This window comes from Streptomyces sp. MAI_2237, assembly GCF_054189285.1.
This window is the reverse complement of sequence record NZ_JAJPGQ010000001.1, coordinates 361,618-386,995: the sequence shown is the minus strand read 5'-3', so window position 1 is coordinate 386,995 and position 25,378 is coordinate 361,618. Positions and strand designations below refer to the sequence as shown.

The following is a 25,378-nucleotide window of genomic DNA, read 5'->3' as shown; positions in this document are numbered from 1 at the left end:
CGACCGAGGGCGGTCCGTGTAAATGGAGCCGAGCGTACTCGCTCCCGGTGCCCCTTTTCAGGGGCTTGCTGAATATGACACGGCGATGACCCGGTCGGACTAAGCTCGCCCGCAGCGCACCGAGTTGAGATGTATTCGTGCGCTTGTTCCCTATATGTGCGACTCCCTGCCGATTCGTTTCAGAGGGCCTAAATGGTGAGTGTTCAATCCCCGCCCGGGCGCCGCGAACTGCCCTACGCTCGCGTGTTGTTGCTGCCCGCGATACTGATGGCCGCGGTGACCGGCGCCGCCGTCGCCGTGGTGACCGACCCGGCCCGGGCCGCCGTCGGCTGGTGCGGCGCCGCCGCCACGCTCCTGGTGATCGCGACGGCGGCCGAAGCGGTCCGGCGCGGTCGCGGCCTGCGGACCCTGCTCGAGCAGAGCGCCCGTCACACCGCGTATCTGGAACAGCGCATCGCCGGACACGAACAGCAGATGCTCCGCTTCGCACGCGAGATCGCCCCGAACGCGATCTACTGGCTGCGCAGGGGAAACTCGCCCACAGAGGTGATTCGCCAACTTCCCAAGGTCGACCCGAGCTACGCCGAACTGCCCGAGTCACAGCTGCGGTTGCTCAAGACGGTGCTCGACATCATCGACACCGAGGAAGCCATCCGTGACTCCTCGCAGCGCTCCTTCGTCAGCATCGCCCGCCGCGTCCAGGCGATCGTGCACCAGCAGGCCAAGGAACTCCGCGAGATGGAGGAGGACCACGGCCGCAACCCCGAGGTCTTCGACGACCTGCTGCGCATCGACCACGGCACCGCGCTGATCGGCCGGCTCGCCGACTCCATCTCCGTCCTCGGCGGCGGCCGCCCCGGCCGCCAGTGGCCGCAGCCCGTTCCGCTCTACAGCGTGCTGCGCGGCGCCATGTCCCGGATCCTGGAGTACCGGCGCATCTCGCTGGACACCATCGCCAAGGTCAACATCCGCGGCATCTCCGTCGAGCCGGTCATCCATGCCTGCGCCGAACTCCTCGACAACGCCACCCGCTACTCCCCGCCGCAGACCAAGGTGCACGTCACCGCCACCGAGGTGCAGACCGGCATCGCCATCGAGATCGAGGACGCCGGCGTCAGCCTCAGCGAGGAGGCCCGCGCCAAGGCCGAGGGCATGCTGGAGCGCGCCAAGGCCGGCGTCGACCTCCAGGAGCTCGGCGAGTCCCCGCGCCTCGGCCTCGCCGTCGTGGGCCGTCTGTGCAAGGCCTACGACATGCAGATCTCGCTGCGCGCCTCGGCGTACGGCGGCGTCCGCGCCGTACTCGTCGTGCCGCGCGTGATGGTGACCGAGGACATCGCGCCGGGCCTCGCCCACGGCATCGGCGCCACCGCCGCGCCCAAGCTCGACATCGGCGGCATCGAGGGCCCCAAGCGCGCCCCCAAGCGGCGCCGCCCCACCAGCCCGCGCATCCCCGCCGGCGTCTCCATGGAGGACGACGTCCCCGTGGTCACCGAGTGGACGGCCGGCGGTCTGCCGCAGCGGCGCAGCCGGGTCAAGACGCCGCTCAGCGTCCGGCTCGCCGAACAGGCCGCCGCCGAACGGGAGGCCGAGGAGGCCCGGTCCGCCTGGGCGGCGCCGGAACCCGAGCCCGAGCCGGAGAAGGACGAGCCCGAACCGGGCCTGTGGGTCGAGGCGTTCTGGAACGGCCTGAAGGGCACGCCCGACCCGTTCGACATCCCCCAGCCGACCAACGAGCCGGCCCGCCTTGAGGCCGACGACGAGAGGGACCCCAAGTGATCCAGCAGCGAGCCAACTTCGACTGGATGCTCAAGGATCTCGCCGATGGAGTACCGGGCATCGAGATGATCGTGGTGCTGTCCGCGGACGGCCTGCGCATCGCTCGCTACGGAGGCGACCCGGACGCGGCCGACCGCGTCGCCGCGGCCTGCGCGGGCCTGCAGAGCCTCGCGGGCGCGGTCGCCCAGGAGATCCCGGACAGCGACGGCCGGATGAAGATGGTCCTCATCGAGATCAACGGCGGCTACTTCTACCTCATGGCAGCCGGCCCCAACGCCTACCTCGCGGTCCTGTCGGACGTGGTCGCCGAACCGGGCCTGATGAGCAACCGGATGCGCGACCTCGTCGTCCGCATCGGCGCTCACCTCACCAGTCCACCTCGACGCAACGGGCAGGCCGTATGACTCCTCCGCAACGCCGGCGACGACAGCACAACCGGCAACCTCCCCCGCCGCCGACCCCGCGGACCGCCAAGCAGGGCGACGAGAAGGCCCCGGAACGGCTGTACGTCGTCGCCGGCCCGGATGGCGAGCGGGCGGACATCGACCTGGTGACCTTAATCGTGGCGCGCGCCGATCCGCCGCCCTCGGCCACACCGGAGCAGACGGCGACGCTCCGGTTGTGCGCGGCCCCCCTCTCGGTGGCCGAGCTCTCGGCCTATCTGAACCTGCCGTTCAGCGTGATGACCGTACTGCTCACCGAGATGCTGGCGGCCGAACTGGTGCAGGCGCGCGCCCCGATCGTACGGCAGGCGCTTCCCGACCGTTCCCTCCTCGAAGCGGTGATGCATGGACTTCAAAGGCTCTGACACCATCCCCGGACCACGCACAGAGGATCATCTGCCGCAGACGGCCCAGGCCGCGGTGAAGATCGTGATCGTGGGCGGCTTCGGAGTCGGCAAGACGACGATGGTCGGTTCGGTCAGCGAGATCAGGCCGCTGACCACCGAGGAGACCATGACGCAGGCCGGCGTCGGGGTCGACGACAACTACGGCTCCGAGTCGAAGACGGCCACCACCGTGGCCATGGACTTCGGCCGCATCAGCATCACCGACCAGCTGGTGCTCTACCTCTTCGGCACGCCCGGCCAGGAACGCTTCTGGTTCCTGTGGAACGGCCTGTTCGAAGGCGCGCTCGGCGCGGTCGTCCTGATCGACACGCGCCGCCTCGAGGTCAGCTTCGACGTCATAGGACGACTGGAGGAGCGGGGCGTGCCCTTCGTCGTCGCCGTCAACTCCTTCCCGGACGGGCCGCGTTACCCCATCGAGGACCTGCGCAGCGCCCTCGACCTGGCCGACGAGATCCCGATCATCGAGTGCGATGCGCGCCGCCGGGCCTCCAGCAGGGACGTCCTGATGACGCTCATGCGTTTCCTCCACGCCCTGGCCACGGCGAAGGCGCCGGCGTGAGCCCCGACCTCCCCCCTTACCCCTGATCCACCTCAGTTCCCGGAGCGACCATCGTGACGCCTGACCCCTTCTCCCCGACCGACATGGACGAGCCCCTGACCGTCCCACCCCCCGGCTGCCCCGCCCACGGCATCGGCCCCGGCGGGCTGCGCCGGCTGTACGGCCCCGGGACGGAGGATCTCAGGCCCGTGTACGAGGCGCTCCGTGCCGAGCACGGCCCGGTGGCACCGGCGCTGCTGCACGACGACCTGCCGATCTGGGTGGTGCTCGGCCACAGCGAGAACATGCAAATGGTGCGCACGGCCTCGCAGTTCACCCGTGACCTGCGCCTGTGGACCCCTCTGCGGCAGGGCATGGTCAAACCCGAGAACCCGCTCATGCCGCACCTCGCGTGGCAGCCCATCTGCAGTCACACCGAGGGCGACGAGCACCTGCGGCTGCGCGGCGCGGTCACCGGCGCCATGTCGACCATCGACCACCGGGGCATCCGCCGCTACATCAACCGCGCCACCCAGCACCTCGTCAACAAGTTCTGCGAGGAGGGCCGGGCCGACCTGGTCGGCCAGTTCGCCGAGTACCTGCCGATGGCCGTGATGTGCGAGATCCTCGGCATGCCCGACGAGTACAACGACCAGATCGTGCATGCCGCCCGCGACATGCTCAAGGGCAGCGAGACGGCCATCGCCAGCAACGCGTACATCATGGACGTCCTGATGCGGCTCACCGCGCGCCGCCGGGCCGACCCCCAGGACGACTTCACCAGCCACCTGATCAACCATCCGGCGCGGCTGACCGACGACGAGGTGGGCCAGCACCTGCGCGTCGTCCTGATCGCCGCTTACGAGGCCACCGCCAACCTCCTCGCGAACGTGCTGCGCGTGGTGCTCACCGATCCGCGGTTCCGCGCCCAGCTCAACGGCGGCCAGATGACGGTGCCCGAGGCGGTCGAGCAGTCCCTGTGGGACGAGCCGCCGTTCAGTACGATCCTCGGCTACTTCGCCAAACAGGACACCGAGCTGGGCGGCCAGCACATCCGCAAGGGCGACGGCCTCCTCTTCGGCATCGCGCCCGGCAACGTCGACCCGCGCGTCCGTCCGGATCTCACCGCCAACATGCAGGGCAACCGCTCCCACCTCGCCTTCGGCGGCGGCTCCCACGAGTGCCCGGGCCAGGACATCGGCCGTGCCATCGCCGACGTCGGCGTCGACGCGCTGCTGACCCGTCTCCCCGACGTCGAACTGGCCTGCCCCGAGGACGAGTTGCGCTGGCGGTCGACCATCTCCAACCAGCACCTGGTGGCCCTGCCGGTGGAGTTCGCGCCGAAGCCCCAGCAGGACGTCATGGAGCGGCTCACCATCTCCCCGGTGCCGCCCCAGCGCTCGAACGACTGGCAGATCGGCAGCGTGCAGACACAGCTTCCGCCTCAGCGACCCGCCGCCGAACCCGCCGCCGCGATGCCGGCCCCGACGCCTGCCGCCACCCCCGAACCGGCCGGCCGGCCGAATGTGTTCCGGCGCTTCCTGCGCTGGTGGCAGGGCGAATGAGCCGGCCGGCCACCGGGCTAACCGGCCCACTCGTCGTACGACGACCAGGCCCGCAGCCGACGTGAGCTGACGAACCGGTGCTCGTGCCCCGTGACCGGGTCGGTGAACTCCAGCGCACGCGCCAGCAGTTGGAGCGGCCGACGGAAATCACCCTCCGGCACGGGGCCGGTCACCACGGGGTAGAGGGGGTCGCCGAGGATCGGCACCCCCAATGCGCTCATGTGCACCCGGAGTTGGTGGGTCTGGCCGGTGTGCGGCTTCAGCCGGTACCGGGCGCGTCCGTCCCGCTTCTCCAGCAACTCGACCCGGCTCACGGCGTTTGGCTCGCCCGCGACCTCGCGGGCCGCGACCACCCCGCGCTCCTTGACGATCCGGCTGCGCACGGTGCGCGGCAGGTCGAGTGAGGGGTCGTGGGAGGCGACCGCCTCGTACTCCTTGCGCACCCGTCGCTCCTGGAACAGCGCCTGGTACCTGCCGCGCTCCTCGGGGCGCACCGTGAACAGCACCAGTCCGGCCGTCAGCCGGTCGAGCCGGTGCGCCGCCCCGAGCGTCGGGAGGTCCAGCTGCCGCCGCAACCGGGCCAGGGCGGTCTCGGCGACATGACTGCCGCGCGGGGTGGTGGCCAGGAAGTGCGGCTTGTCGGCCACGACCAGGTGCTCGTCGCGGTACACGATGTCGATCTCGAACGGCACCCGTTCCTCCGGGGGCAGCTCCCGGTGGAACCACACGTACATCCCCGGCACGTACGCCGCGTCCCACGGCACCGGACGCCCCGTGACATCGACGATCCGGCCCGCGTGGAACATCTGGTCGATCACCCCGGCCCCGGGCGCGAGCCGCGCCACGAGATGGTCCCGCACGGTCGCCCAGCCGCCCGCGGGCGGCAACCGCACCCGCACGGGATCCACCCCCGCGCGCTGCGGCAGGGGAGAGGGCGGGGGCGGGGTACGGCGTCTCATCGTGTCCAGCTTACGAAGGCGCCGGCCCCTCGCCGCCTACCCCCTCACCCGGCGACCCTGCTGGACAGCCGCCCCCACCAGGCGATCGACGGGATCTCCAGCGGGTCGAGGCCGGAGGGGCCCGGTGCGGGGCGCGTGGGGGTGATCCGGATGACGGGGCCGCCGTGCGGGACGGTGTGGCGGGGGCAGGTCGCCGCCCAGTCCAGGTGCCCGCGGATCATGGACGCGAGGTTGGCGAGATGGCCGGCCAGGGCGGGAGCCGCGGTCCCGTTCACCCGGTCGCACAGGCCCAGCCAGTGCTCCAGCACCCGGTCACGCATCGCCACGGCCTGGGCGAGGGCCTCGGCGGGACCGGCGCCGGTGGTGCGGGCGAGGACGTCGGGCAGGTTGTTGACGTCCACGACGCCCTCCCGTCGGTCCTTGGCGTAGCCGCAGATGTCGTTGTCCCATCCCAGGATGAGGCCGGTCATCTCGGTCAGCGCCCGTACCTCCGGTCGGTCCAGGTCCTCGGGCGCCGGTTCCGTGCCGTCCACGCAGGCCGCGAGGTCCGTGAGCGGCAGTATCCAGGTCGTGGCGAGGCGGTTGCGCACATAGGTGTCGAGGTCGGGCGGCAGCCGGCGGACATTGTGCGTGCTTTCGCGCACCTCGGCGGCGAGGGTGACACGGAAGTCCCGGACCAGGCGTGCCCGGAGAGCCGGGGACATCGACTGTCCCAGACGCCGGCCGATGTCGTGGAGCGCCCGTACCGTCGGTTCGGCCGGTTCGTCCGGGGGGCCGCCGTCGAGCGCCCGGTTGAGCGCCGAGGCGTACGCCGTGAACGCGTCGGGCCGACCGCGCAGCCGTCCCTCGTCGTTCAGGTCGTCGATCACGAACGTCAGGGTGAGCAGGGCGGCCATGGTCCGGGCGCCGGCCGGCGTGGCACGCGGGACGAAGCGGGCGGCGAGCCCGGCGATGTCCGCGGCGGCGAGGCGGGCCGCCTCGGCGTCGCCGCGGACGAGCCGGTGACGCACGCTCCAGTCGAGCTGGAACTCGGTGACGGAGGCGCGTTGCGGGTGGACCGCGCTGGGGATCGGGCACCACAGCGAGGGGGTGGGGAGCGATCCACTCGGCTGCTCGTTCATGCGTACTTCCTTCCTGGCCGCCGGTTCTCGGCGGGGCGCGGCCGACGGCTGGCGACATGGGCGGGCCGGTCGGGACGGGCCCCGGCGGCCGAGCGGTCCGTTGCGCTACGGCCGTGTCGCGGCCCGGGTCATGGCGTCGCCGGGTGCCGCAGCAGGTCCATGAGCCCTCGACAGGTCAGGGCGTGTGCCTGGGCGAGCACGTCGGTCAGGAACGGTCGTGGGCCGCTCATGAAGGGGTCCGGCTCGTCCCAGGTGCCGTCGTCCAGCTGAGTGTCGACGAGGAAGCGGGCGGCGCGCGCGAGAGCCTGCGGTGTGCTGGTCCGGGAGCGGACGAGGACGGTCGCGGCGAGGGCCGTCGCCGCCGGGCTGGAGGCACGTGCGCCGGGGAACGCGGGCCAGCCGCCGTCCCTGTGCTGGCCGGCCGCCAGGGTCCGCGCCTCGGAGCGGGCCGCGTCGGTGCTCCAGCCCACCACCGGACCGATCTCGGCGGCCGGGTAACCGGGGAAGACGTACCAGTCGGCGGTCCAGCGACGGGCACCGCGGTGCTGCTGGTGGAGCCAGTGAGCCGCCCGCCCGACCTCGACGCCGGCGCTGCCGTGGGCACGTATCCCGCCGACCATGTGGGCGACGGTGTCCTGGGCCACGGTGTCCCGGGACGATCTCCAGGTGGTCCACAGGCCCCGGTCGTCCTGGTTCTCGCGCGCGTGGACCACGACGGACGGCCAGGCGCGGCGGCCCTGTTCCGTGCCGGCCAGAGCCAGCAGGGTGTTCCCCGTGGTGTCCGCGTCACAGTCCAGTCCGCTGCCGGCGACCGCCGACGACACACTGCCCCAACCTCCTTGCGGCGACTGGGCGTCGGCCAGGAAGTCCAGGGCTTTGGGCCGGGCCAGCGAGTCGAACGCGGAGTTGCCGCGCAGGCAGCGCAGCATCAGGCCGGTGTCCCAGACGTCGAAGGTCGTGAACCGCCATGTTCCGTCCGGGTGTTGATCCGCGAGGAGCCTGGCCGTGGCGCGCTGCGTGGCGGCCCGCCCCGGCGCGACCCGGGTCAGTGCCAGGCAGGCCATGGCGGTGACGAGCGGCATCGCGTGGTACGAGCCGTCCGGTGCCTGTTCGGCGGTCAGCGCGGCGACCAGCCCTTCGTCCACCGGCAGGCCGACCGCGTGCCGGGCGATGAGCGCGGCGGACAGGAACTGGGCGCGATGCCAGCCGGTCAGCGAGGTGCCGTCCGCGTGACCGAGTGCCTTCGTGGCCTGGTCGAGCAGTTCGTACGGGGAGCAGCCCGGCGCGCCCGCGGCCACCCCCAGAGTCTGCAGAAGCAGCAGGCGCCGCCGGTGCGCGGCACTGTCGCGCGGAACGACGGGCAGCGGGGGAGGGTTGGTGACGTCGAGGGCGAGGGCACGAAGCCAGGCGTCCGCCGCCGCCGTGAAGGCGTCGTGTCCCTGGGGCTCGGCCTGCCGGAGCCAGGCACGCACACGGTCGTGGTGCGGCGCGGCGCATTCCGCCTTGGTCAGGGCGAAGGCCGCCAGGGCGTTCTCCAGGATGCGGGGGCGCGCGGGCGTCGCCCACGAGCCGTTGGGCCGCTGTAACTCCAGGCAGGCGGCGGCGGCGCGGTCCAGGCAGCGCCGTGTCTCGCGGGCCGGCACAGGCGTCCGGCTCAGAGGGTGCCATGCAGTACGGGAACTATTCATAACGGCTCAACTCCGCAGCGCAGGTGAGGGCCATGGGGGTTCCGATCAAGGCGTGCCGAGGAACAGCGTCGGGGACCACCTTCCCGCCCGCCACACCGCGCGACGCGCGTGCTGGTGCGCCCCAGCGCGCGCGGTCGTGACGTGCGGGCCTCAGTGCGTCTCACAATGAGGTTTGTGTCATCGGTAGTTGCAGGCTGCGGGCCTGAGCGGGGGGCGCACGGTGGCGTGCAGAGCAGGAACGGTCAGGTCCGCACCTCCATGTGACTAGACCCTACTTCCGTGCGCCCTCATGTGGTTGGCTTGCGTACCAAACTGACAGGGCACCTTCCGAGGGTCGCGGGTCGAGGGCATCGGCCCCACGCCCGCGGTCAGTTGTCGGGCACACCGCCGCGCGAGACGGTGGCCTCGAGGCGCGGCGCGACCTGATCTGTGCGGGTGGATGCGCACCCACAACGGTGGAGGACCGATGGCGCAGGCCGAGTACTCGTTCGTCACCGCGCCGGGGGCGTTGCCGCTGCTCGGCCACACACTGCGGTTCCTGCGCGACCCCCTGCGCTTCCTGCGTTCCCTGTCCGACGTCGGAGACGTCGTCACCATCCGGCTCGGACCCGTCAGCGCCGTCGTCGTCTGTGCTCCCGACCTCGTCCGCCGGGTCCTCGTGGACGACCGCACCTTCGACAAGGGCGGCTTCCTCTTCGACCGCAGCCGCGAGTTCCTGGGCAACGGCCTCGGCACCTGCCTGCACAAGGACCACCGCCGACAGCGACGGATGATCCAGCCGGCGTTCCACCGCACGCGCCTGCCGGGCTACGCGCGGGAGATGAGCGCACAGGCCCACGCGGTGACCGACGCGTGGCGGCACGGGCAGACCATCGACGTGCTGGCCGAGACGACGACGATCAGCCTGCGCACCACAGCGGCGACGATCTTCTCGGCCGCGCCCGCCGCCCTGCGCGAGTCACTGGCGGCCGATCTGGCGACGCTGGAAGAAGGCGTCTTCCGGCGCATGCTCCTGCCGCCGCACGTCGATGCCGTGCCCACACCGGGCAAGCGGCGCTACGACCGCGCGCACGCCCGGTCCCAGCAGACCATCCACCGCATCATCGCCGACTACCGGGCCGACGGCGTCGACCACGGCGACCTGATGTCCATGCTGCTGGCGGCCCAGGACGATCTCGCCGGCCCGGGCACCGAGGGGGCGCGGCTGTCCGACGAAGAGGTCAGGGACCAGGTCATGTCGTTCCTCTTCGCCAGCACGGACACGATCGGCAAGGCTCTCGCCTGGGCCCTGCACCTGCTCGGACGCCATCCCCACATCGCGGAGCGCCTGCACGCGGAGGTCGACGCCGTGCTCGGCGGCGGTGTCGCGGGCTTCGAGGATCTGCCGCGGCTGGAGATGACCCGGAACGTCATCACCGAGACCATGCGGCTGTATCCGCCGGGCTGGCTGCTGACCCGCACCACGACGGTCGACGCCGAACTCGGTGGCCTCCACCTCCCGGCCGGCACCGACGTCGCCTTCAGCCCCTACCAGATCCATCATCGCGGCGATCTGTTCACCGATCCGGAGCGTTTCGACCCCGAGCGATGGACGCCCGACCGGGCGGCGGCCGTCCCCCGTGAGGCGTTCCTGCCCTTCGGAGGAGGCGCGCGCAAATGCATCGGTGACGCGTACGCGTTGACGGAGGCCACCCTCGCGCTGGCGACCATCGCCGCTCGATGGCGACTGGAGCCCACACCCGGCCGACGGGTCAAGGCGGCGCCCTACGCGCTCGCCCTGGGACCGAAGGGGCTGTTCATGCGAACCGTCGCACGCGATGTCGCGGGACACGAAGCCCCGGGGCGCCCGGCGGCCTCGGGGAAGGGATCAGTGCGTCCGAAGGACACGTCGGCCCCACGGCCGTGAGGGAGTCGGCCGGTCCGGCGCCCGAAAAGCGTTGGGCGGGCGCCCTGATGGGGCGGCAGGATGCCCCCATGCCGTACACCGCCGACGAAGTCCTGCCCAAGGGCGCCCTCTCCCGTGCCCCGCAACCGCTGCTGGCCACCGGCGACGGGCTGGTCCTGCGGCCCTGGCGGGTCGAGGACGTGCCCGCTGTGCATGCGGCGTACCAGGACCCCCTCATGCACCAGTGGCACATCCGCCGCAGCGACTCCGAGGAGGAGGCCGCCGGGTGGATGCAGGAGTGGCTGACGGAGTGGGAGGGCGAGCGCAAGGCCCAGTGGGCCGTCGTCGACGCCGACACCGGCCGGCTGCTGGGACGGGTGGCCCTGCTGAGCATCGTGCTCGCGGAGGCGCAGGCCAAGGTCGCCTACTGGACCACGGCGGCGGCCAGGGGCCAGGGCGTCGCCACCCGCGCGACGCACACCCTGACCCGCTGGGCCTTCGACGAGATCGGCTTCCACCGCCTCGAACTCCTGCACGCCACCGCCAACCCGGCCTCCTGCCGGGTCGCCGCCAAGGCCCGCTTCGCCCTGGAGGGCACCAAGCGCCGCGCCGCCTACCACCAGGACGGCTGGCACGACATGCACCTGCACGCCCGCCTGCGCGACGACTAGACGGCGGCTTCCTGAACGGCCGGTTCCGGTACGGGAGTCGGAGCCTCGGCGGTCCTGCGGTACGCGCGGTAGGCGGCGCCGGTCAGGACGGTGGCGGCGAGGAAGAGGACCGTGAACCACTGGAAGTACCAGTGGCCGCCCGCCGGGTCGTACACCGCCGCCCGCGGCCAGGCCAGGTTGACGGTCATCAGCAGGCCGTAGAGCAGGGCCAGCGCGTTGACCGGGACGCCCCAGCGGCCCAGCGAGAACAGCTTCCCGCCCGTCTCGTCCGTGCCCCGCGAGCCGAACTCGCCGCGGACGCGGCGGACCAGCAGCGGGCCGGTGACCATCGCGTACGCCAGGTACAGCATCACGATGCAGGTGGTGCCGATGGCCAGGAAGGCGTCCGGCGAGGCGAAGTTGAGCAGGAGCAGCGCGGCGGCCAGGACGCCGACGACCACGGCCGGGGCGCTCGGCATACCGGTGCGCGGGTTGACCCGTGCCAGGCGTGCGGAGAAGGGGAGTTGTCCGTCGCGGGCCATGGAGAACAGCATCCGGCAGGCCGCCGTCTGGATGGCGAGGGTCGCCACCGCGATCGCCACCACCACGTCGGCGAGCAGGACCTTGCCGACCCCGTCGCCCAGGCTGCTGGTCAGGACGTAGCTGAGGCCGTCGACCCCGAGGTGCCCGTCGGTGAGGCTGGGCGCGGCGAGCAGTCCGCCGAGGATGATCAGCCCGCCCAGCAGGCCGGCGGCGGCGAGGGCGGTGAGGATCGTACGCGGCGCCGTACGGCGGGGGTTGTGCGTCTCCTCGCTCATCTCGCCCGCGCTGTCGAAGCCGATCATCACGTACGCCGCCGTGAACGACCCGACGAGCAGCGCCCCGAGCAGGCCGGAGCTCGCCGCGCCCTCGGTGTGGAACGTGATGCCGGGGGAGCGCTCGGAGTGGGTGAGCAGCAGGACGACGATCAGGACCGCGCCGATGATCTCGGCGGTCACGCCGACCCGGTTGACCACGGACATCACGCGGTTGTCGACGACGTTCACGATCGTGGTCAGCACGAGCAGGACCACGCCGAGGACCGCCGCGTTCGCCGCGCCGTCCGTCGAGGTCACCGCGGGGTCGGTGCCGACCAGTTGGAAGCCGGACCAGATCGCCGGCAGCACCATCTGCAGGGCCAGCGCCGCCGCGGCGACCACCACGATCTGCCCGATCACCATGATCCAGCCGGCGAACCAGCCGAAGGTGACGTTGGACAGGCGGGAGGACCACTGGTAGACGGCGCCCGAGATGGGGTAGCGGGCGGCGAGTTCGGCGAAGCACGCGGCCACCAGCAGCTGGCCGAGCAGCACCGCCGGCCACGCCCAGAAGAAGACGGGGCCGCCGAAGGCGTACCCGAAGGCGAAGAACTGGAAGACGGTCGTGAGGACCGAGATGAAGGAGAAGCCCGCCGCGAAGGAGGCGTACCGGCCCAGGCTGCGGTGCAGTTCCTGTCGGTAGCCGAATTCGGCGAGGGAATGGTCGGTTGTCGGCACGGCGGCACCTGCCTTCGGCACGGTCCTGCGAGCGGATTCCTGTCAGGCGACAGAAATTAGGGACGCGCTGTTTCGGCCGCGTCACGCGGGCGTGTCGGGGGCGGGCCCAAGTCCTCACGCGCTTGCCCCGCGCACGAAAACGCGATACATCGTGTGTATTGACGCTCGCGTTCGCATCGCGATATGTTCGGGCACGGATATTCGTCAGCGAGGTCATCAGGGGGTGTGGCGATGAAGCGGCGCAAGCTCGGCAACCCGCTCGCGCTCGCCGTGATGGTCACGCTCTGGCAGAAGCCCATGCACCCGTACGAGATCGCACAGACCCTTCGCCGCCAGGGCAAGGACACCAGCACGAAGATCAACTACGGCTCGCTCTACACCGTCGTGCAGAACCTCGAAAAGCACGGCTTCGTCGAGGTCACCGACGTGGAGCGGCAGGGCAACCGCCCCGAGCGCACGGTCTACGGCCTCACCGCGGCCGGCCGCGAGGAGGCGACCGAGTGGCTGTCGGACCTGCTGGCCGTCCCGGCCAAGGAGTACCCGGTCTTCGAGAGCGCGCTGTCCTTCGTCGGAGCCGTGCACCCCGATGAGGTGGTGCGGCTTCTTCGGGAGCGGCTGATGACCCTGGAGGTGGAGGCGGCGCGCTCCCGCGGGGCGCTGGAGAAGCTGTACGAGTCCGTGCCCCGGCTCTTCCTGGTGGAGGTCGAGTACCGCCTCCACATGGTCGAGGCCGAGGCGCAGTGGGTCCGCGGCTTCGTCGAGGAGATCGGCGACGGCAGGCTGCCGGGCGTCGACACCTGGCGCCGGTTCCACGAGACGGGCGAGCTGCCACCGGACTTCATGGAGGAGATCACCTAGATCACCCAGGAACGAACAGACCCCGGCAGGGCTGTTGCAGCAGCCTCGCCGGGGTCTCGAACCCCGAACTGACGCCGCCGTGCGGCAGGCCAGGCGATCGAGGTGCGGCACACCCAGGATAGCCCGGCCCTCCCCACGCGGATCAGTTGTCATCCGTTCACTCAGGAGAGCTGTCCTCATGAGCAGTACCCGTGCGCCCGCCGTCGAGGCGCGTCAGCTGATCAAGACCTATCCCGGCGACGTCACCGCCCTCAACGGCATGGACGTCACCGTCGAACCGGGCACCGTCTTCGGGCTCCTCGGCCCCAACGGCGCCGGCAAGTCCACCACCGTCAAGATCCTCACCACCCTGGCCCGGCCCGACTCGGGCACCGCCGCCGTCGCCGGGCACGACGTGCTGCGCCACCCCGACCGGGTGCGCCGCGCGATCGGCGTGGTCGCCCAGGGCTCCGGTGCCGACCCGGTCGCCACGGGCCGGGAGAACCTCCGGCTGCAGGGCAGGCTCTACGGACTGACGGGTGCCGCCCTCGACCTGCGGGTGGACGAGCTGCTGGACCGCTTCGGCCTCGCCGACGCGGGCCGGCGCCCCGTCAAGGGCTACTCCGGCGGCATGCGGCGCCGCCTCGACGTCGCCCTCGGCCTGGTCCACCGGCCCGAGGTGCTCTTCCTCGACGAGCCCACCACCGGCCTGGACCCCGAGGCCCGCACGGCGATGTGGGACGAGATCGACCGGCTCGCGGGGGAGGAGGGGCTGACGATCCTCCTCACCACGCACTACCTCGACGAGGCCGACCGCCTCGCCGAACGCGTCGCCATCGTCGACCGCGGCCGGGTCGTCGTCGAGGGCACCCCGGACGCCCTCAAGGGCGAACTGCGCGGCGACGCCGTCCACGTGGAGCTGCGGGAGGCGGTCGGCGAGGGCGGGCGCACCCTGCTCGACGGCGCCCTGAGCGGACTGTCCGGCATGCACGAGGTGCTCGTCGACGGCCGCCGCGTCAGCGTCCGCGCCGACGACGGGGCCGCCGCCGTACCGACACTCCTCGCCGCCCTGGAGCGGGCCGGCGTCAAGGTCGCCGCCGCGACTGTCGCCCGGCCCTCGCTCGACGACGTCTACCTGCGCTACGCCGGCCGCCGTTACTCCGAGGCCGAGGCCGAGTCCGACGGCGGCCTCGTCCTCGCCGGAGGTGCGCGATGAGCACGGCCGTCACCCAGACCTGGTACATGACGCAGCGTCAACTGATGGTGTTCACGCGGCAGCCCGCGTACGCGATCATCACGCTCATCCAGCCGGTGATCTGGCTGTTCCTGTTCGGCGGCCTCTTCAAGAAGGTCGTCGAGCTGGGCGGCTTCGGCACTACGACCTACCTCACCTATCTCGTCCCGGGCGTGGTCGCGATGAGCGCGCTGAGCTCCAACTTGTGGGCCGGCATGGGCACGTTGGAGGAGATCCAGCGGGGCACCCTGAACCGCTTCCTGACCACGCCGGTCAGCCGGGCCGCGCTGATGAACGGCAACGTCGTCAACAACGGCCTGGTCACCGCGTTCCAGTCGGTCGTCATCGTGCTGCTGGGCCTGGCCGGCGGCGCCGACTACCCGGGAGGCGTCGGGGGTGTGGTGATCCTGGTGCTGGCCTCGGTGCTGCTCGGCACGATCTTCGGGGCACTGTCCAACGCGCTCGGCATGCTGGTGCGGGAGCGGGAGTCGATCATCGGCATCAACACCTTCCTGCTGCTGCCGCTGACCTTCCTGTCGTCTGCCTTCATGGCACCGTCGCAGATGCCCTCCTGGATGCGGCACGTCGCCGACTTCAACCCGCTGAACTGGGCGATGGTCGCCGGCCGGTCGGCCCTGTCCGAGCACCCCGACTGGAACGCCGTACTCGGCCGGGGCGGGGCGCTGCTGGTGCTCGCGGTGGCGGCGGTGTGGCTGTCGATCCGCGCGTTCCGCTCGTACCAGCGGTCGGTGTGAGCCGGAACGCTGCGGGCGGTCGGAGCCGGCCTGTTCCGGTCGGTGTGAGCACATGACGTGAGGGGCGGCGCCCGGTCCGGGTGCCGCCCCTCACGGGGACCTCATGCGGCCGGGGCCGCGCCCTCCTGCTCCGCCTCGATGCGCGCGTTCCACTCCCGCTTGGAGGACTGCCAGCCGTCCTCGTTGTGGCCGAGGCGCCAGTAACCGGAGATCGACAGGTCCTCGCGCGGGATCTGCCGCTCGACCCGAAGCATCCGGCGCAGCTCCTTGACGAAGTGCGCCTCGCCGTGGACGAAGGCGTGCAGCCGGCCCTCGGGGAAGGCGAACGACCGTACGGCCTCCAGCAGCGCCTCGCCGAAGGGGCGGTCGCCGCGGTGCAGCCAGACGACCTCGATGTCGGAGTCGATCTTCTGCTCCTCCTCGGGGCCGGACACCTCCACGAAGGCGTGCGCCGTGGCCCCGGCGGGCAGCGACTCCAGGGAGCGGGCGATCGCGGGCAGCGCGCTCTCGTCGCCCACCAGCAGATGCCAGTCGGCGCTCACGTCGGGGGCATAGGCGCCGCCCGGCCCCATGAAGCGCACGGTCTCACCCGGCTGGACGCGCATCGCCCAGGGCCCGGCCAGACCCTCGTCGCCGTGGACGACGAAGTCCAGCGTCAGCTCGCGCGTCTCGGGGTCGAAGGCCCGCACCGTGTAGGTGCGGGTCACCGGCCACTGCTCGCGCGGCAGTTCCTCGCGGATGCGCTCCAGGTCGAAGGGCTCCGGGTAGGTCACACCCTCGCTCGGCGGGAACAGCAGCTTGACGTAGTGATCGGTGCAGGTGTCGGCCGCGAAACCGGCCAGCTCCTCGCCGCCGAGGACCACGCGCTGCATGTGCGGGGTCAGCCGTTCTGTGCGGACGACCTGCGCGGCATGAGCCTTCCGCGGCCTGCGAGCCGGACGTTCTGCCATGACGGCCTCCCCAGAATCCTTTGCTTAGGCTTACCTAAGTTAGCACCTCTGTCCGGTAACCACCTCGAGGAGAGGCGTCATCACCCGGGCCATTACCCAAACAAGACCATTGCTCATGCCCCGAGAGTGCTCAGCAGCCGCTGCAGCGAACCGCCCAGCCCCCATCGCGCCGCCAGGGCCTCCAGCGCCACCGCGTCGCGCGGGGCGCGCGGCAGGGCCGTGTCCACGTCCGGGAGCGGCACGTCGTCGGCGACCTTGACGACCTTCGGCGCCACGGCGACGTACGGCCGTGCCTCGTCCAGCCGCTTGCGCTGCGACGGCGTGAGCCTCGCCTTCGGATCGTCGACGGCGGCCATGATCCCCGCCAGGTCCCCGAACTCGGCCAGCAGCTTGGAGGCCGTCTTCTCGCCGATGCCCGGCACGCCCGGCAGGCCGTCGCTCGGGTCGCCGCGCAGCAGCGCCAGATCCGCGTACCCCGGCCCGTCGACCCCGTACTTCTCGCGCAGCCACGCCTCGTCCGTCAGCTGCAGGGTGCCCACGCCCTTGAGCGGGTACAGCACCCGCACCCCCCGGGCGTCGTCCACCAGCTGGTAGAGGTCGCGGTCGCCGGTGACGATGTCGACCGGGCTCTTCGCATGGGCCGTGAACGTGCCGATCACGTCGTCCGCCTCGTACGGCTCGACGCCCACGCGCGCGATGCCCAGCGCGTCCAGGACGGCCTCGATGACGGGCACCTGCGGCGACAGCGTGTCCGGCACCTCCTCCTCGTCCGGGCCCGCCGCGTGCTCCTCGGCGACGCGGTGCAGCTTGTAGGAGGGGATCAGGTCGACCCGCCACTGCGGGCGCCAGTCGGCGTCCATGCAGGCCACCAGGTCGCTCGGCCGGTGGTCCTTGACCAGGCGGTCGATGAATTCCAGCAGCCCGCGCACGGCGTTCACCGGCGTGCCGTCCGGGGCCTTCACGGACTCCGGGACGCCGAAGTAGGCGCGGAAGTAGAGCGAGGCGGTGTCGAGGAGCATCAGTCGTCCGGTCACGCTCGCATCATGCCGCACGGCACCGACAGTCACCCGCCGGCCAGCAGCCACCGGGTGCGCGGCGTCTCGGTCACCAGGGTGGCGGCGGCCGGCAGCGACACCAGGACGGCCGCCCACACCGGCATCAGCGACCACGACGCCACCACGGCCGCGACGAGCCGGAGCAGCACCAGCAGGACGGTCGCCCAGCCGGGGACCGCGACGACGACGTGCGCCTTGTCGCCCCGCGTGGAGAAGACCGTCGGCAGGCCGATCAACAGCACCACGGCGAGCACGGCCAGCGGCCAGGAGTACGCCCACAGCGCCCACGGCGTCGCGATCCAGGCCACCGGTTCCGTCGCGAAACGCAGGCCGGAGGCACGTCTGCCGTCGGGTCGGTCCACGGTCGTCCCCCGGTGAACGGCGATGTGAAGCAGCGGCGGTGATCCTACGCACCCCTTGTGAACCGGACCACTGTCGCGTTTGGGCCGGTCGGACCAGGGCAGGCGCCGCCCCGTTCACCGCCCCCGAGACCAGAGGCAAGCGTGTCAGCGAGACTTGAGGCCGAGCAGCTCTACAAGGTGTTCGGCAGACGACCGGACGAGGCAGTCGAACGGCTCAGGCGGGGAGCCGACCGGGAGGAGCTGCGCGCCGACGGCACCACCGCCGCCGTGATCGACGCCTCCTTCACCGTGGACCCCGGCGAGATCTTCGTCGTCATGGGCCTGTCCGGCTCGGGCAAGTCCACCCTGCTGCGCATGCTCAACGGCCTGCTGGAGCCGACCGCCGGGCACGTCCGCTTCGACGGCCAGGACCTGACCGCGCTGGGCGCCCGCGAGCTGCGCGAGGTCCGCGCCCACAAGATCAGCATGGTCTTCCAGCACTTCGCGCTGTTCCCGCACCGCAGCGTGCTGGACAACGCCGCCTACGGCCTGGCCGTGCAGGGCGTGCCCCGCGCCGAGCGCGAGCGTCGCGCCGGCGAGGCGCTGGCCCTGTGCGGACTGGCCGGCTGGGAGAAGTCCTGGCCCGACGAGCTGTCCGGCGGCATGCAGCAGCGCGTGGGCCTCGCCCGCGCCCTCGCCACCGACGCCGACCTGCTCCTCATGGACGAGTCCTTCAGCGCCCTGGACCCGCTGATCCGCCGCGACATGCAGGACCAGCTCCTCGAGCTGCAGCGGACGCTGAAGAAGACCATCGTCTTCATCACTCACGACCTCAACGAGGCCATGCGGCTGGGCGACCGGATCGCCGTCATGCGCGACGGCCGCATCGTCCAGACCGGCACGGCCGAGGACATCCTCGTGCGTCCGGCCGACGACTACGTCGCCTCCTTCACCAAGGACGTCGACCGCTCCCGTGTCCTGACCGCGTCCGCCGTCATGGACACCGATCTGCGCGGCGACGAGGCCGACTGCGGCTGCGAGAGCGGGTGTGAGACCGCGACCCCGGACACCCCGTTCACCGAACTGTGCGCGATCAGCGCCCGCGTGTCCCACCCGGTGATCGTCCTGGACGACGAACGCCGGCTCGTGGGGGTGGTCCCGACCCGGCGGCTGGTCGGCTTCCTCGCCGACGGGGAGGTGCCGGCCCATGCCTAGGATCCCTCTCGGCGACTGGGTCAACAGCGCCGTCGACTGGCTGCTGCACCACGTCTCCTGGCTCTTCGACTTCCTCAAGACGGTCTTCACCGGCACCTACGACGGCATCGACGCCGTCCTGCAGGCCCCCGAGCCGCTGCTCCTCGCGGGCATCTTCGCCGTGCTCGCCTTCTGGCTGCGCGGCACGCTCGCCGGTGTCCTCACCTTCGCCGGGTTCGCCTTCATCGACTCGCTCGAACTGTGGGACGACGCGATGGTGACCCTCTCGCTCGTCCTCGTCGCCACGATCATCGCGCTGCTGGTCTCCGTGCCGCTGGGCATCTGGGCCGCGCGCTCCGACCGGGTCAGCTCGGTCGTCCGCCCGGTCCTGGACTTCATGCAGACGCTGCCCGCGATGATCTACCTCATCCCGGCCATCCTGTTCTTCGGCACCGGCGCCTCCGCGGGCATCGTCGCGACCCTGATCTTCGCGCTCGCCCCCGGCGTGCGCATGACCGAGCTGGGCATCCGGCAGGTCGACGCCGAACTGGTCGAGGCGGCCGACGCGTTCGGCACCACACCCCGCGACACCCTGCTGCGCGTGCAGCTGCCGCTCGCCCTGCCCACCGTCATGGCGGGCGTCAACCAGGTCATCATGCTGGGCCTGTCCATGGCGGCCATCGCCGGCATGGTCGGCACCGGCGGTCTCGGCGGCGACGTCAACGAGGCCATCGGCCAGCTCGACGTCGGCCTCGGCTCCGAGGCGGGCGTCGCCATCGTCATCCTCGCCATCTACCTGGACCGGATGACCGGCGCCCTGGGCACCCACGTCTCCCCGCTCGGCCGCCGCGCCGCCGCCAGGGCGCGCTCCGCCCGGGGCCTGAAGATCTGGTCCTACCGCCCCCGCTCCCAGGTCGCCATGATCGGCGTCGTGATCCTCGCCCTCGTCGCGGGCGGCATGGGCGTGTTCGGCGGGGCCTCCGGCGGCTCCACCGCCGTCGCCGACGCCAAGGACGTCGGCCAGGGCAAGAAGGTCACCCTCGGCTACGTCCCCTGGGACGACGGCGTCGCCTCCACCTTCCTGTGGAAGGAGATCCTCCAGGAGCGCGGCTTCCAGGTGGACGCCCGGCAGTTCGACGCGGGCCCGCTCTACACCTCGGTCGCCTCGGGCGACGTCGACCTCATGACGGGCGCCTGGCTGCCGACCACCCACGAGCAGTACTGGAAGAAGTACGGCGACAGGCTCGACGACCTCGGCGCCTGGTACGGCAAGACCTCGCTGGAGCTCAGCGTGCCGTCGTACATGAAGGGCATCGACTCCCTCGACGACCTCAAGGGCAAGGCCGCGCGCTTCGGCGGGAAGATCACCGGCATCGAGTCCAGCGCCGGCGAGACGGCCCTGCTCAAGAGCAAGGTCCTCAAGGAGTACGGCCTGGACAAGGAGTACAAGGTCGTCGACAGCTCCACCCCGGCCATGCTGGCCGAGCTGAAGCGGGCCTACAGCCAGAAGCAGCCGATCGTCGTCACGCTCTGGTCGCCGCACTGGGCGTACAACGACTACCAGCTCACCAAGCTGAAGGACCCCAAGGGCGCCTGGGGCTCCGGCGACGGCATCCACACCGTCGCCCGCAAGGGCTTCGCCGGCGACAACCCGGTCGTCGGCGGATGGCTGAAGGACTTCAAGCTGGACGAGAGGCAGCTCACCTCCCTGGAAGCCGAGATCAACAAGGCGGGCAAGGGCAGGCAGCAGGACGCCGTCCGCGCCTGGCTGAAGAAGAACCCGGGCGTGGTCGACAAGCTGGCACCCGTGCGCGACAGCGCCGCGCCCGCCGAGGCCCCGGCGGGCCGTGAACGTCGCCTGGTTCCCCTGGGACGAGGACATCGCCGTCACCTACCTGTGGAAGAACGTCCTGCAGCGGCGCGGCTACAAGCTGAACCTCAAGCAGATGGACGTCGGACCCGTCTACACGGGACTGGCCTCCGGGGACCTCGACGTCAACTTCGACGCCTGGTTGCCGTATGCCCAGAAGAACTACTGGGACAAGAGCAAGGACAGCCTGACGGACCTCGGCACCTGGTACCGGCCCACCTCGCTGGAGGTCGCCGTGCCCTCCTACGTCAAGGGTGTGAAGACCTACGAGGACCTCAAGGGCAAGGCGGACCTCTTCGGCGGGAAGATCATCGGGATCGAGCCGGGGACCGGCGAGATGAACCTGCTCAAGACCAAGGTGCTGCCCGGCTACGGCCTGGACAAGGAGTACAAGGTCGTCGACGGCTCCACCCCCGCGATGCTGGCCGAACTCAAGCGCGCCTACGCCAGGAAGCAGCCGGTCGCCGTCGTGCTCTGGTCGCCGCACTGGGCCTACAGCCGCTACGACCTGACCAAGCTCCAGGACGGCCGGAAACTCTTCGGCGAGGGCAACACCATCCGCACCGTCGCCAACGAGACGTTCCCCGGGCGGTACCCGCAACTCACCAAGTGGATCAAGGGATTCCATATGAGTGAGGCCGAGCTCGGCAGCCTGGAGAGCGAGATCAACCGGCGCGGTCAGGGCCACGAGGAGGAAGCCGTCGCCGCCTGGCTGAAGGAACACCCCGGCATGGTCGACCGGATGACCCCGCAGTAAGGCGGTCGGCGCCTGTGCGTTATCGGCCGGATCCGTACCGTGTCCAAGGGTGCGGTAAGGATCCGGCCAACCACGGAGCGCTACCCCGACCCCAAGCCTCTTCGCTCTCCCCGCTCTCCCCGCTGGTCAGTCACTTCGGTCCGAAGGCGAAATCCGGACCCGTCGACTCCGTGGAACTGGTCTACTGGCGATAGTTGGCGCATTGACCACACGCCTCGTTTACGGGTGCGTGACGGGCACATGAAACGGTTTGCCGAACCTGCGTAAGGTGCAGAGAAGCCATCAGGGCCACCGCACCCGACGGCGGCGCACACACGACGGACCGACGAGCGAAGGAGGGAGCCGGAGCGATGGGCGACCACAAAGACCTCAAGGAGCAGCCCCTGCGCGTGGGTGCGGCGGTGCGCCGCAGGCGCCGGGCCCTGGATCTCACCCTCGCCGTCGTGGCCGAGCGCAGCGGCCTGTCGGTGCCCTTCCTGAGCCAGATCGAGAACGACCGGGCCCGCCCCAGCAGCACGTCGCTGGAGAAGGTCGCCGACGCCCTGCGCACCACCGCGGTCGAACTCCTCGCCGCCGCCGACCCGGCGTGCAGCGTCGACGTCGTGCGCGCCGAGGGCCCCGAGCCCGCGCTGGAGCCCCGGGTGCGTTCCCTCGTCCGCGGCCACCACCAGATGCACGCCTCGGAGTTCACCGGCGACCACGACGCGGGCCGTGAATTCCAGTACCGCAACGACCAGTTGATGTACGTCGCCGACGGCGCCGTGGAGATCGAGGCGGAGGGCCGCGCCTACCGGCTCGGCCGCGGCGACACCCTGTACCTCACCGGCGGGGTACGCCACCGCTGGCGGGCGACCGTCGCCGACACCCGGCTGATCGTCGTCGCGGTGGCCGAACACGTCGAGGCGGTCCAGGACCGGCCGCGGTAGTGCCGCCACGCGTCGTCTCGCTCGTCCCCTCCCTGACCGAGGCGGTCGCCGTCTCCGTCCCCGGCGCCCTGGTCGGCGCCACCGACTGGTGCAGCCACCCCGCCGGGCTCGACGTCGCCCGCGTCGGCGGCACGAAGAACCCCCGGCCGGACAGCGTCATCGCCCTCGCCCCCGACCTCGTGATCGCCAACGAGGAGGAGAACCGCGAGGACGACCTCGCCGTCCTGCGCACGGCGGGCGTCGAGGTCCTGGTGACCGAGGTGCGGGACGTGCCGCAGGCCCTCCGGGAACTGGACCGGGTGCTGACAGCCTGCGGTGCGCGGACCCGGCCGCGCTGGCTGGACGAGGCGGAGCGGACCTGGACGGAACTGCCCCGGCCCGCGCAGCGCACCACCGCCGTCGTCCCCGTCTGGCGCCGGCCGTGGATGGTGCTGGGCCGGGACACCTTCGCGGGCGACGTGCTCGCCCGGCTCGGCGTGGACCACCTGTACGCCGGCCACCCCGACCGCTATCCCCGCGTCCCCCTCGACGCACTGCGGGCGGCGGCCCCGGACGTCGTCGTCCTGCCCGACGAGCCCTACCGCTTCACGGCCGAGGACGGCCCGGAGGCGTTCCCCGGCCTGCGCTGCGCACTCGTCAGCGGACGGCATCTGACCTGGTACGGACCCTCACTGGCACAGGCGCCACGGGTGCTGGCCGAGGCGCTGCGAGGAGCGCGCCGCTGAACAGGCCGCGCGCGGTGTGCACGGCGGCGACAGCCCAGGCGGTGACGAGACCGGCGTACAGCCCGACGGCGAGCCAGTCGTACACGACGAGCCCGGTGTGCCGGGCCAGTGCCTCGGCGCCGGTGACGCAGGTGCCGACGGGGAAGGTGAAGGCCCACCAGGTCATCGTGAAGCGCATGCCGTGCCGGCGGGCCCGCAGCACTTGGGCGCCGGCGAACACCAGCCACAGCAGCGCGTACCCCATCACCGGCACGCCGTAGAGCACCGCGAGGACCCGCAGACCCCCCTCGTACGGGGCCGGTACGACACCGGGCGCGAAGTCCGCGAACTTGCCGACGGCGGTGGTGGACTGCCCCAGGGGGCCCAGCACCAGGAAGAGCGTGGGCGTCAGCACGAGCGGCAGCGGGCCGCCTGTGATCAGCCGGGCGAAGACCAGCGGCAGCGTCACCAGGGTGGCGAGCAGGCTGAGCCCGAACAGCGCCAGGCAGCCCAGCAGCAGGGTCTCGCGGGGCTGCCCGGGCGGCAGATGCGGCACGAGCAGCGGCCCGAGCGCCGCGGACACCATCGGCGCGACCAGCGGCAGCAGCCACACCGGCGAGGCCTGCCCCGGCGCCACCTCCTGCCGTACGGCCATCAGGTACGGCACCGCGACGGCGGCCGCCAGCCCCACGACCGTCCCGGCCGTGAACAGCACGGCGTCCAGCGCGAGGGCGACACCCGGGCCGGTCCAGTCGCGGCCGACGGTGAGAGCGCCCCCGCCGACGGCCAGCAGGGCCATCGCGAGGCAGCCGTAGAAGGGCGCGATCCCGGGATCGAGGAGGTGGGCGCGGGCCTGGTCGCGGTGGTGGGCCCAGTGCAGCGCGCGGGCGGCGAGGAGGACGAGGAGCAGCACGAGGGAGAGGGCCCAGACGGACGCGCAGGCGGTGCGCAGGCCGGGGAGGTGGACGGGGAGGCCGGCGCCGGCGGTGGCGACGATCGCGGTCCCCATGACGGCGGCGTACCAGTTGGGTCCGAGGTGACGGACGGCGCCGGCGCGCGGGAGCTCCCGGATGACGGGGTGGGCTGCGGTGACCATGGGACCACCGTCTCGCCGCCGCGAGCCGCCGACCAGGGATCATGGCTCTATGAGGACATAAGCTGGGGTTATGAGCGACGTGGAGGAGCAGGCGGCCGCCCGGTCGGGACCCGGTGGCTCGCTCGCGCACCGGGTGCCGGATCTCGGCGCGCTGGAGCTGCTGCTGGCGGTGGCCCGGCTGGGCAGCCTGGGCGGGGCCGCCCGGGAGGTGGGCATCAGCCAGCCGGCGGCCAGCAGCCGCATCCGGTCCATGGAGCGCCAGCTGGGGGTGGCGCTCGTCGACCGGTCGCCGCGCGGGTCCCGGCTGACGGACGCCGGCGCGCTGGTCACCGACTGGGCGCGGCGGATCGTCGAGGCGGCGGAGGCGTTCGACGCGGGCGCGCAGGCGCTGCGGGACCGCCGGGACTCGCGGCTGCGGGTGGCGGCGAGCATGACGATCGCGGAGTACCTGCTGCCGGGGTGGCTGCTGGCCCTCCGTGCGGGGCGGCCGGACACGGCGGTGTCCCTGCTGGCCGGAAACTCCGCGGCGGTGGCGGAGCGGCTGCTGGCCGGGGAGGCGGACCTGGGGTTCGTGGAGGGGGTCAGCGTTCCGGCCGGCCTCGACTCGGCCGTCATCGCCCGCGACCGCCTGATCGTCGTGACCGCGCCGGGGCACGCCTGGGCCCGCCGCCGGCGGCCGCTGGAGGCGTCCGAGCTGGCGGCGACGCCGCTGATCCTCAGGGAGAAGGGCTCGGGGACGCGGCAGGTGCTGGACGCGGCGCTGGGCGGGCTGGCCAGACCGCTGATCGAGCTGTCCTCGACGACCGCGGTGAAGGCGGCTGTGGTGAGCGGCGCGGGGCCGGCGGTGCTCAGCGAACTCGCCGTGGGGGAGGAGCTGGCGCTGCGGCGGCTGGTGCGGGTGCCGGTGGAGGGGGTGGCGCTCGCGCGGGATCTGCGGGCCGTGTGGCCCACGGGGCATCGGCCGGTGGGGCCGGCGCGGGATCTTCTGTCGCTGACGCGGGGGTAGTGCGCGTGTGGCTGCCGGTTCCCTGGGGGCTGCCGCCCCCAGACCCCCGCTTCGGCCCTGGACGGGCCTTGTCCTCGAACTCCCCC

The 25,378-nt window shown here is 71.8% G+C and carries 22 protein-coding genes and 1 pseudogene; 15 read left to right on the top strand and 8 right to left on the bottom strand.

The window, feature by feature from the left end:
• Window positions 1-192 precede the first annotated feature (192 nt).
• Genes LN251_RS01835 through LN251_RS01815 form a run of 5 tightly spaced genes read left to right on the top strand, consistent with a single transcriptional unit; the run spans window position 193 to window position 4,729 of the window.
• On the top strand, window positions 193-1,776 hold the full coding sequence (locus tag LN251_RS01835; protein ID WP_458242784.1) for a sensor histidine kinase: 1,584 nt from the start codon (window positions 193-195) through the stop codon (window positions 1,774-1,776).
• Entirely contained in the window at window positions 1,773-2,180 is a 408-nt protein-coding gene (locus tag LN251_RS01830; protein WP_058926362.1) for a roadblock/LC7 domain-containing protein, read from the top strand. The genes LN251_RS01835 and LN251_RS01830 overlap by 4 nt, the downstream gene beginning before the upstream one ends.
• On the top strand, window positions 2,177-2,584 hold the full coding sequence (locus LN251_RS01825) for a DUF742 domain-containing protein (RefSeq protein ID WP_058926363.1): 408 nt from the start codon (window positions 2,177-2,179) through the stop codon (window positions 2,582-2,584). The genes LN251_RS01830 and LN251_RS01825 overlap by 4 nt, the downstream gene beginning before the upstream one ends.
• Window positions 2,565-3,185, top strand: a complete 621-nt coding sequence (locus tag LN251_RS01820; protein WP_458242783.1) for a GTP-binding protein — start codon at window positions 2,565-2,567, stop codon at window positions 3,183-3,185. The genes LN251_RS01825 and LN251_RS01820 overlap by 20 nt, the downstream gene beginning before the upstream one ends.
• Window positions 3,186-3,238: 53 nt before the next feature.
• Complete coding sequence (locus LN251_RS01815) at window positions 3,239-4,729, top strand: cytochrome P450 (protein ID WP_458242782.1); 1,491 nt, start codon at window positions 3,239-3,241, stop codon at window positions 4,727-4,729.
• 17 nt (window positions 4,730-4,746) lie between these two features.
• Here LN251_RS01815 and LN251_RS01810 read toward each other — a convergent pair whose 3' ends face one another.
• The 3 genes from LN251_RS01810 to LN251_RS01800 all read right to left on the bottom strand — a co-directional run bounded on the left by LN251_RS01810 (window position 4,747) and on the right by LN251_RS01800 (window position 8,452).
• The gene (locus LN251_RS01810; protein ID WP_458242781.1) at window positions 4,747-5,688 is read right to left on the bottom strand and encodes an RluA family pseudouridine synthase; all 942 of its coding nucleotides are present in this window, start codon (window positions 5,686-5,688) and stop codon (window positions 4,747-4,749) included.
• Between the two features lie 44 nt (window positions 5,689-5,732).
• Entirely contained in the window at window positions 5,733-6,809 is a 1,077-nt protein-coding gene (locus tag LN251_RS01805) for a terpene synthase family protein (protein WP_458242780.1), read from the bottom strand.
• Window positions 6,810-6,937: 128 nt separating this feature from the next.
• Complete coding sequence (locus LN251_RS01800; RefSeq protein ID WP_458242779.1) at window positions 6,938-8,452, bottom strand: hypothetical protein; 1,515 nt, start codon at window positions 8,450-8,452, stop codon at window positions 6,938-6,940.
• Window positions 8,453-8,963: 511 nt separating this feature from the next.
• On the opposite strand from LN251_RS01800, the gene LN251_RS01795 reads away from it, so the two are divergent.
• Window positions 8,964-10,403 carry a cytochrome P450 gene (locus LN251_RS01795; RefSeq protein WP_458242778.1) on the top strand — a complete coding sequence of 480 codons (1,440 nt, stop codon included), beginning with the start codon at window positions 8,964-8,966 and terminating at the stop codon, window positions 10,401-10,403.
• Window positions 10,404-10,471: 68 nt separating this feature from the next.
• Complete coding sequence (locus LN251_RS01790) at window positions 10,472-11,053, top strand: GNAT family N-acetyltransferase (RefSeq protein WP_458242777.1); 582 nt, start codon at window positions 10,472-10,474, stop codon at window positions 11,051-11,053.
• Here LN251_RS01790 and LN251_RS01785 read toward each other — a convergent pair.
• Window positions 11,050-12,567 carry an amino acid permease gene (locus tag LN251_RS01785; protein ID WP_458242776.1) on the bottom strand — a complete coding sequence of 506 codons (1,518 nt, stop codon included), beginning with the start codon at window positions 12,565-12,567 and terminating at the stop codon, window positions 11,050-11,052. The genes LN251_RS01790 and LN251_RS01785 overlap by 4 nt on opposite strands.
• A gap of 231 nt (window positions 12,568-12,798) precedes the next feature.
• Here LN251_RS01785 and LN251_RS01780 point away from each other — a divergent pair, with 231 nt between their 5' ends.
• The 3 genes from LN251_RS01780 to LN251_RS01770 all read left to right on the top strand — a co-directional run bounded on the left by LN251_RS01780 (window position 12,799) and on the right by LN251_RS01770 (window position 15,393).
• On the top strand, window positions 12,799-13,425 hold the full coding sequence (locus LN251_RS01780) for a PadR family transcriptional regulator (protein WP_458242775.1): 627 nt from the start codon (window positions 12,799-12,801) through the stop codon (window positions 13,423-13,425).
• Between the two features lie 178 nt (window positions 13,426-13,603).
• Complete coding sequence (locus LN251_RS01775; RefSeq protein WP_458242774.1) at window positions 13,604-14,620, top strand: ATP-binding cassette domain-containing protein; 1,017 nt, start codon at window positions 13,604-13,606, stop codon at window positions 14,618-14,620.
• Entirely contained in the window at window positions 14,617-15,393 is a 777-nt protein-coding gene (locus LN251_RS01770) for an ABC transporter permease (RefSeq protein ID WP_458242773.1), read from the top strand. The genes LN251_RS01775 and LN251_RS01770 overlap by 4 nt, the downstream gene beginning before the upstream one ends.
• Window positions 15,394-15,494: 101 nt before the next feature.
• On the opposite strand, the gene LN251_RS01765 is transcribed toward LN251_RS01770, so the two are convergent.
• From LN251_RS01765 to LN251_RS01755, 3 genes are all read right to left on the bottom strand, one after another.
• Window positions 15,495-16,343: a siderophore-interacting protein gene (locus LN251_RS01765; protein WP_458242772.1), complete on the bottom strand. Its 849-nt coding sequence runs from the start codon at window positions 16,341-16,343 to the stop codon at window positions 15,495-15,497.
• A gap of 113 nt (window positions 16,344-16,456) precedes the next feature.
• A complete protein-coding gene (locus tag LN251_RS01760) occupies window positions 16,457-17,377 on the bottom strand; it encodes a 5'-3' exonuclease (RefSeq protein ID WP_458242771.1) in 921 nt (306 codons plus the stop codon).
• Window positions 17,378-17,406: 29 nt separating this feature from the next.
• On the bottom strand, window positions 17,407-17,760 hold the full coding sequence (locus LN251_RS01755; protein WP_458242770.1) for a hypothetical protein: 354 nt from the start codon (window positions 17,758-17,760) through the stop codon (window positions 17,407-17,409).
• A gap of 141 nt (window positions 17,761-17,901) precedes the next feature.
• Here LN251_RS01755 and LN251_RS01750 point away from each other — a divergent pair, with 141 nt between their 5' ends.
• The 4 genes and pseudogenes from LN251_RS01750 to LN251_RS01735 all read left to right on the top strand — a co-directional run bounded on the left by LN251_RS01750 (window position 17,902) and on the right by LN251_RS01735 (window position 23,211).
• On the top strand, window positions 17,902-18,954 hold the full coding sequence (locus LN251_RS01750) for a quaternary amine ABC transporter ATP-binding protein (protein WP_458242769.1): 1,053 nt from the start codon (window positions 17,902-17,904) through the stop codon (window positions 18,952-18,954).
• Window positions 18,947-21,560 (top strand): annotated as a pseudogene (locus LN251_RS01745) (ABC transporter permease/substrate binding protein). The gene LN251_RS01750 and the pseudogene LN251_RS01745 overlap by 8 nt, the downstream one beginning before the upstream one ends.
• A 350-nt stretch (window positions 21,561-21,910) precedes the next feature.
• On the top strand, window positions 21,911-22,486 hold the full coding sequence (locus tag LN251_RS01740) for a helix-turn-helix domain-containing protein (RefSeq protein WP_458242768.1): 576 nt from the start codon (window positions 21,911-21,913) through the stop codon (window positions 22,484-22,486).
• Window positions 22,486-23,211, top strand: coding sequence for a helical backbone metal receptor (locus LN251_RS01735; protein WP_458242767.1), 726 nt, complete (start codon window positions 22,486-22,488; stop codon window positions 23,209-23,211). The genes LN251_RS01740 and LN251_RS01735 overlap by 1 nt, the downstream gene beginning before the upstream one ends.
• On the opposite strand, the gene LN251_RS01730 is transcribed toward LN251_RS01735, so the two are convergent.
• On the bottom strand, window positions 23,123-24,286 hold the full coding sequence (locus LN251_RS01730; protein WP_458242766.1) for a TDT family transporter: 1,164 nt from the start codon (window positions 24,284-24,286) through the stop codon (window positions 23,123-23,125). The two genes, LN251_RS01735 and LN251_RS01730, sit on opposite strands and share 89 nt — an antisense overlap.
• A gap of 70 nt (window positions 24,287-24,356) precedes the next feature.
• Here LN251_RS01730 and LN251_RS01725 point away from each other — a divergent pair, with 70 nt between their 5' ends.
• Window positions 24,357-25,292, top strand: coding sequence for a LysR family transcriptional regulator (locus LN251_RS01725; protein WP_249836631.1), 936 nt, complete (start codon window positions 24,357-24,359; stop codon window positions 25,290-25,292).
• Window positions 25,293-25,378 lie beyond the last annotated feature (86 nt).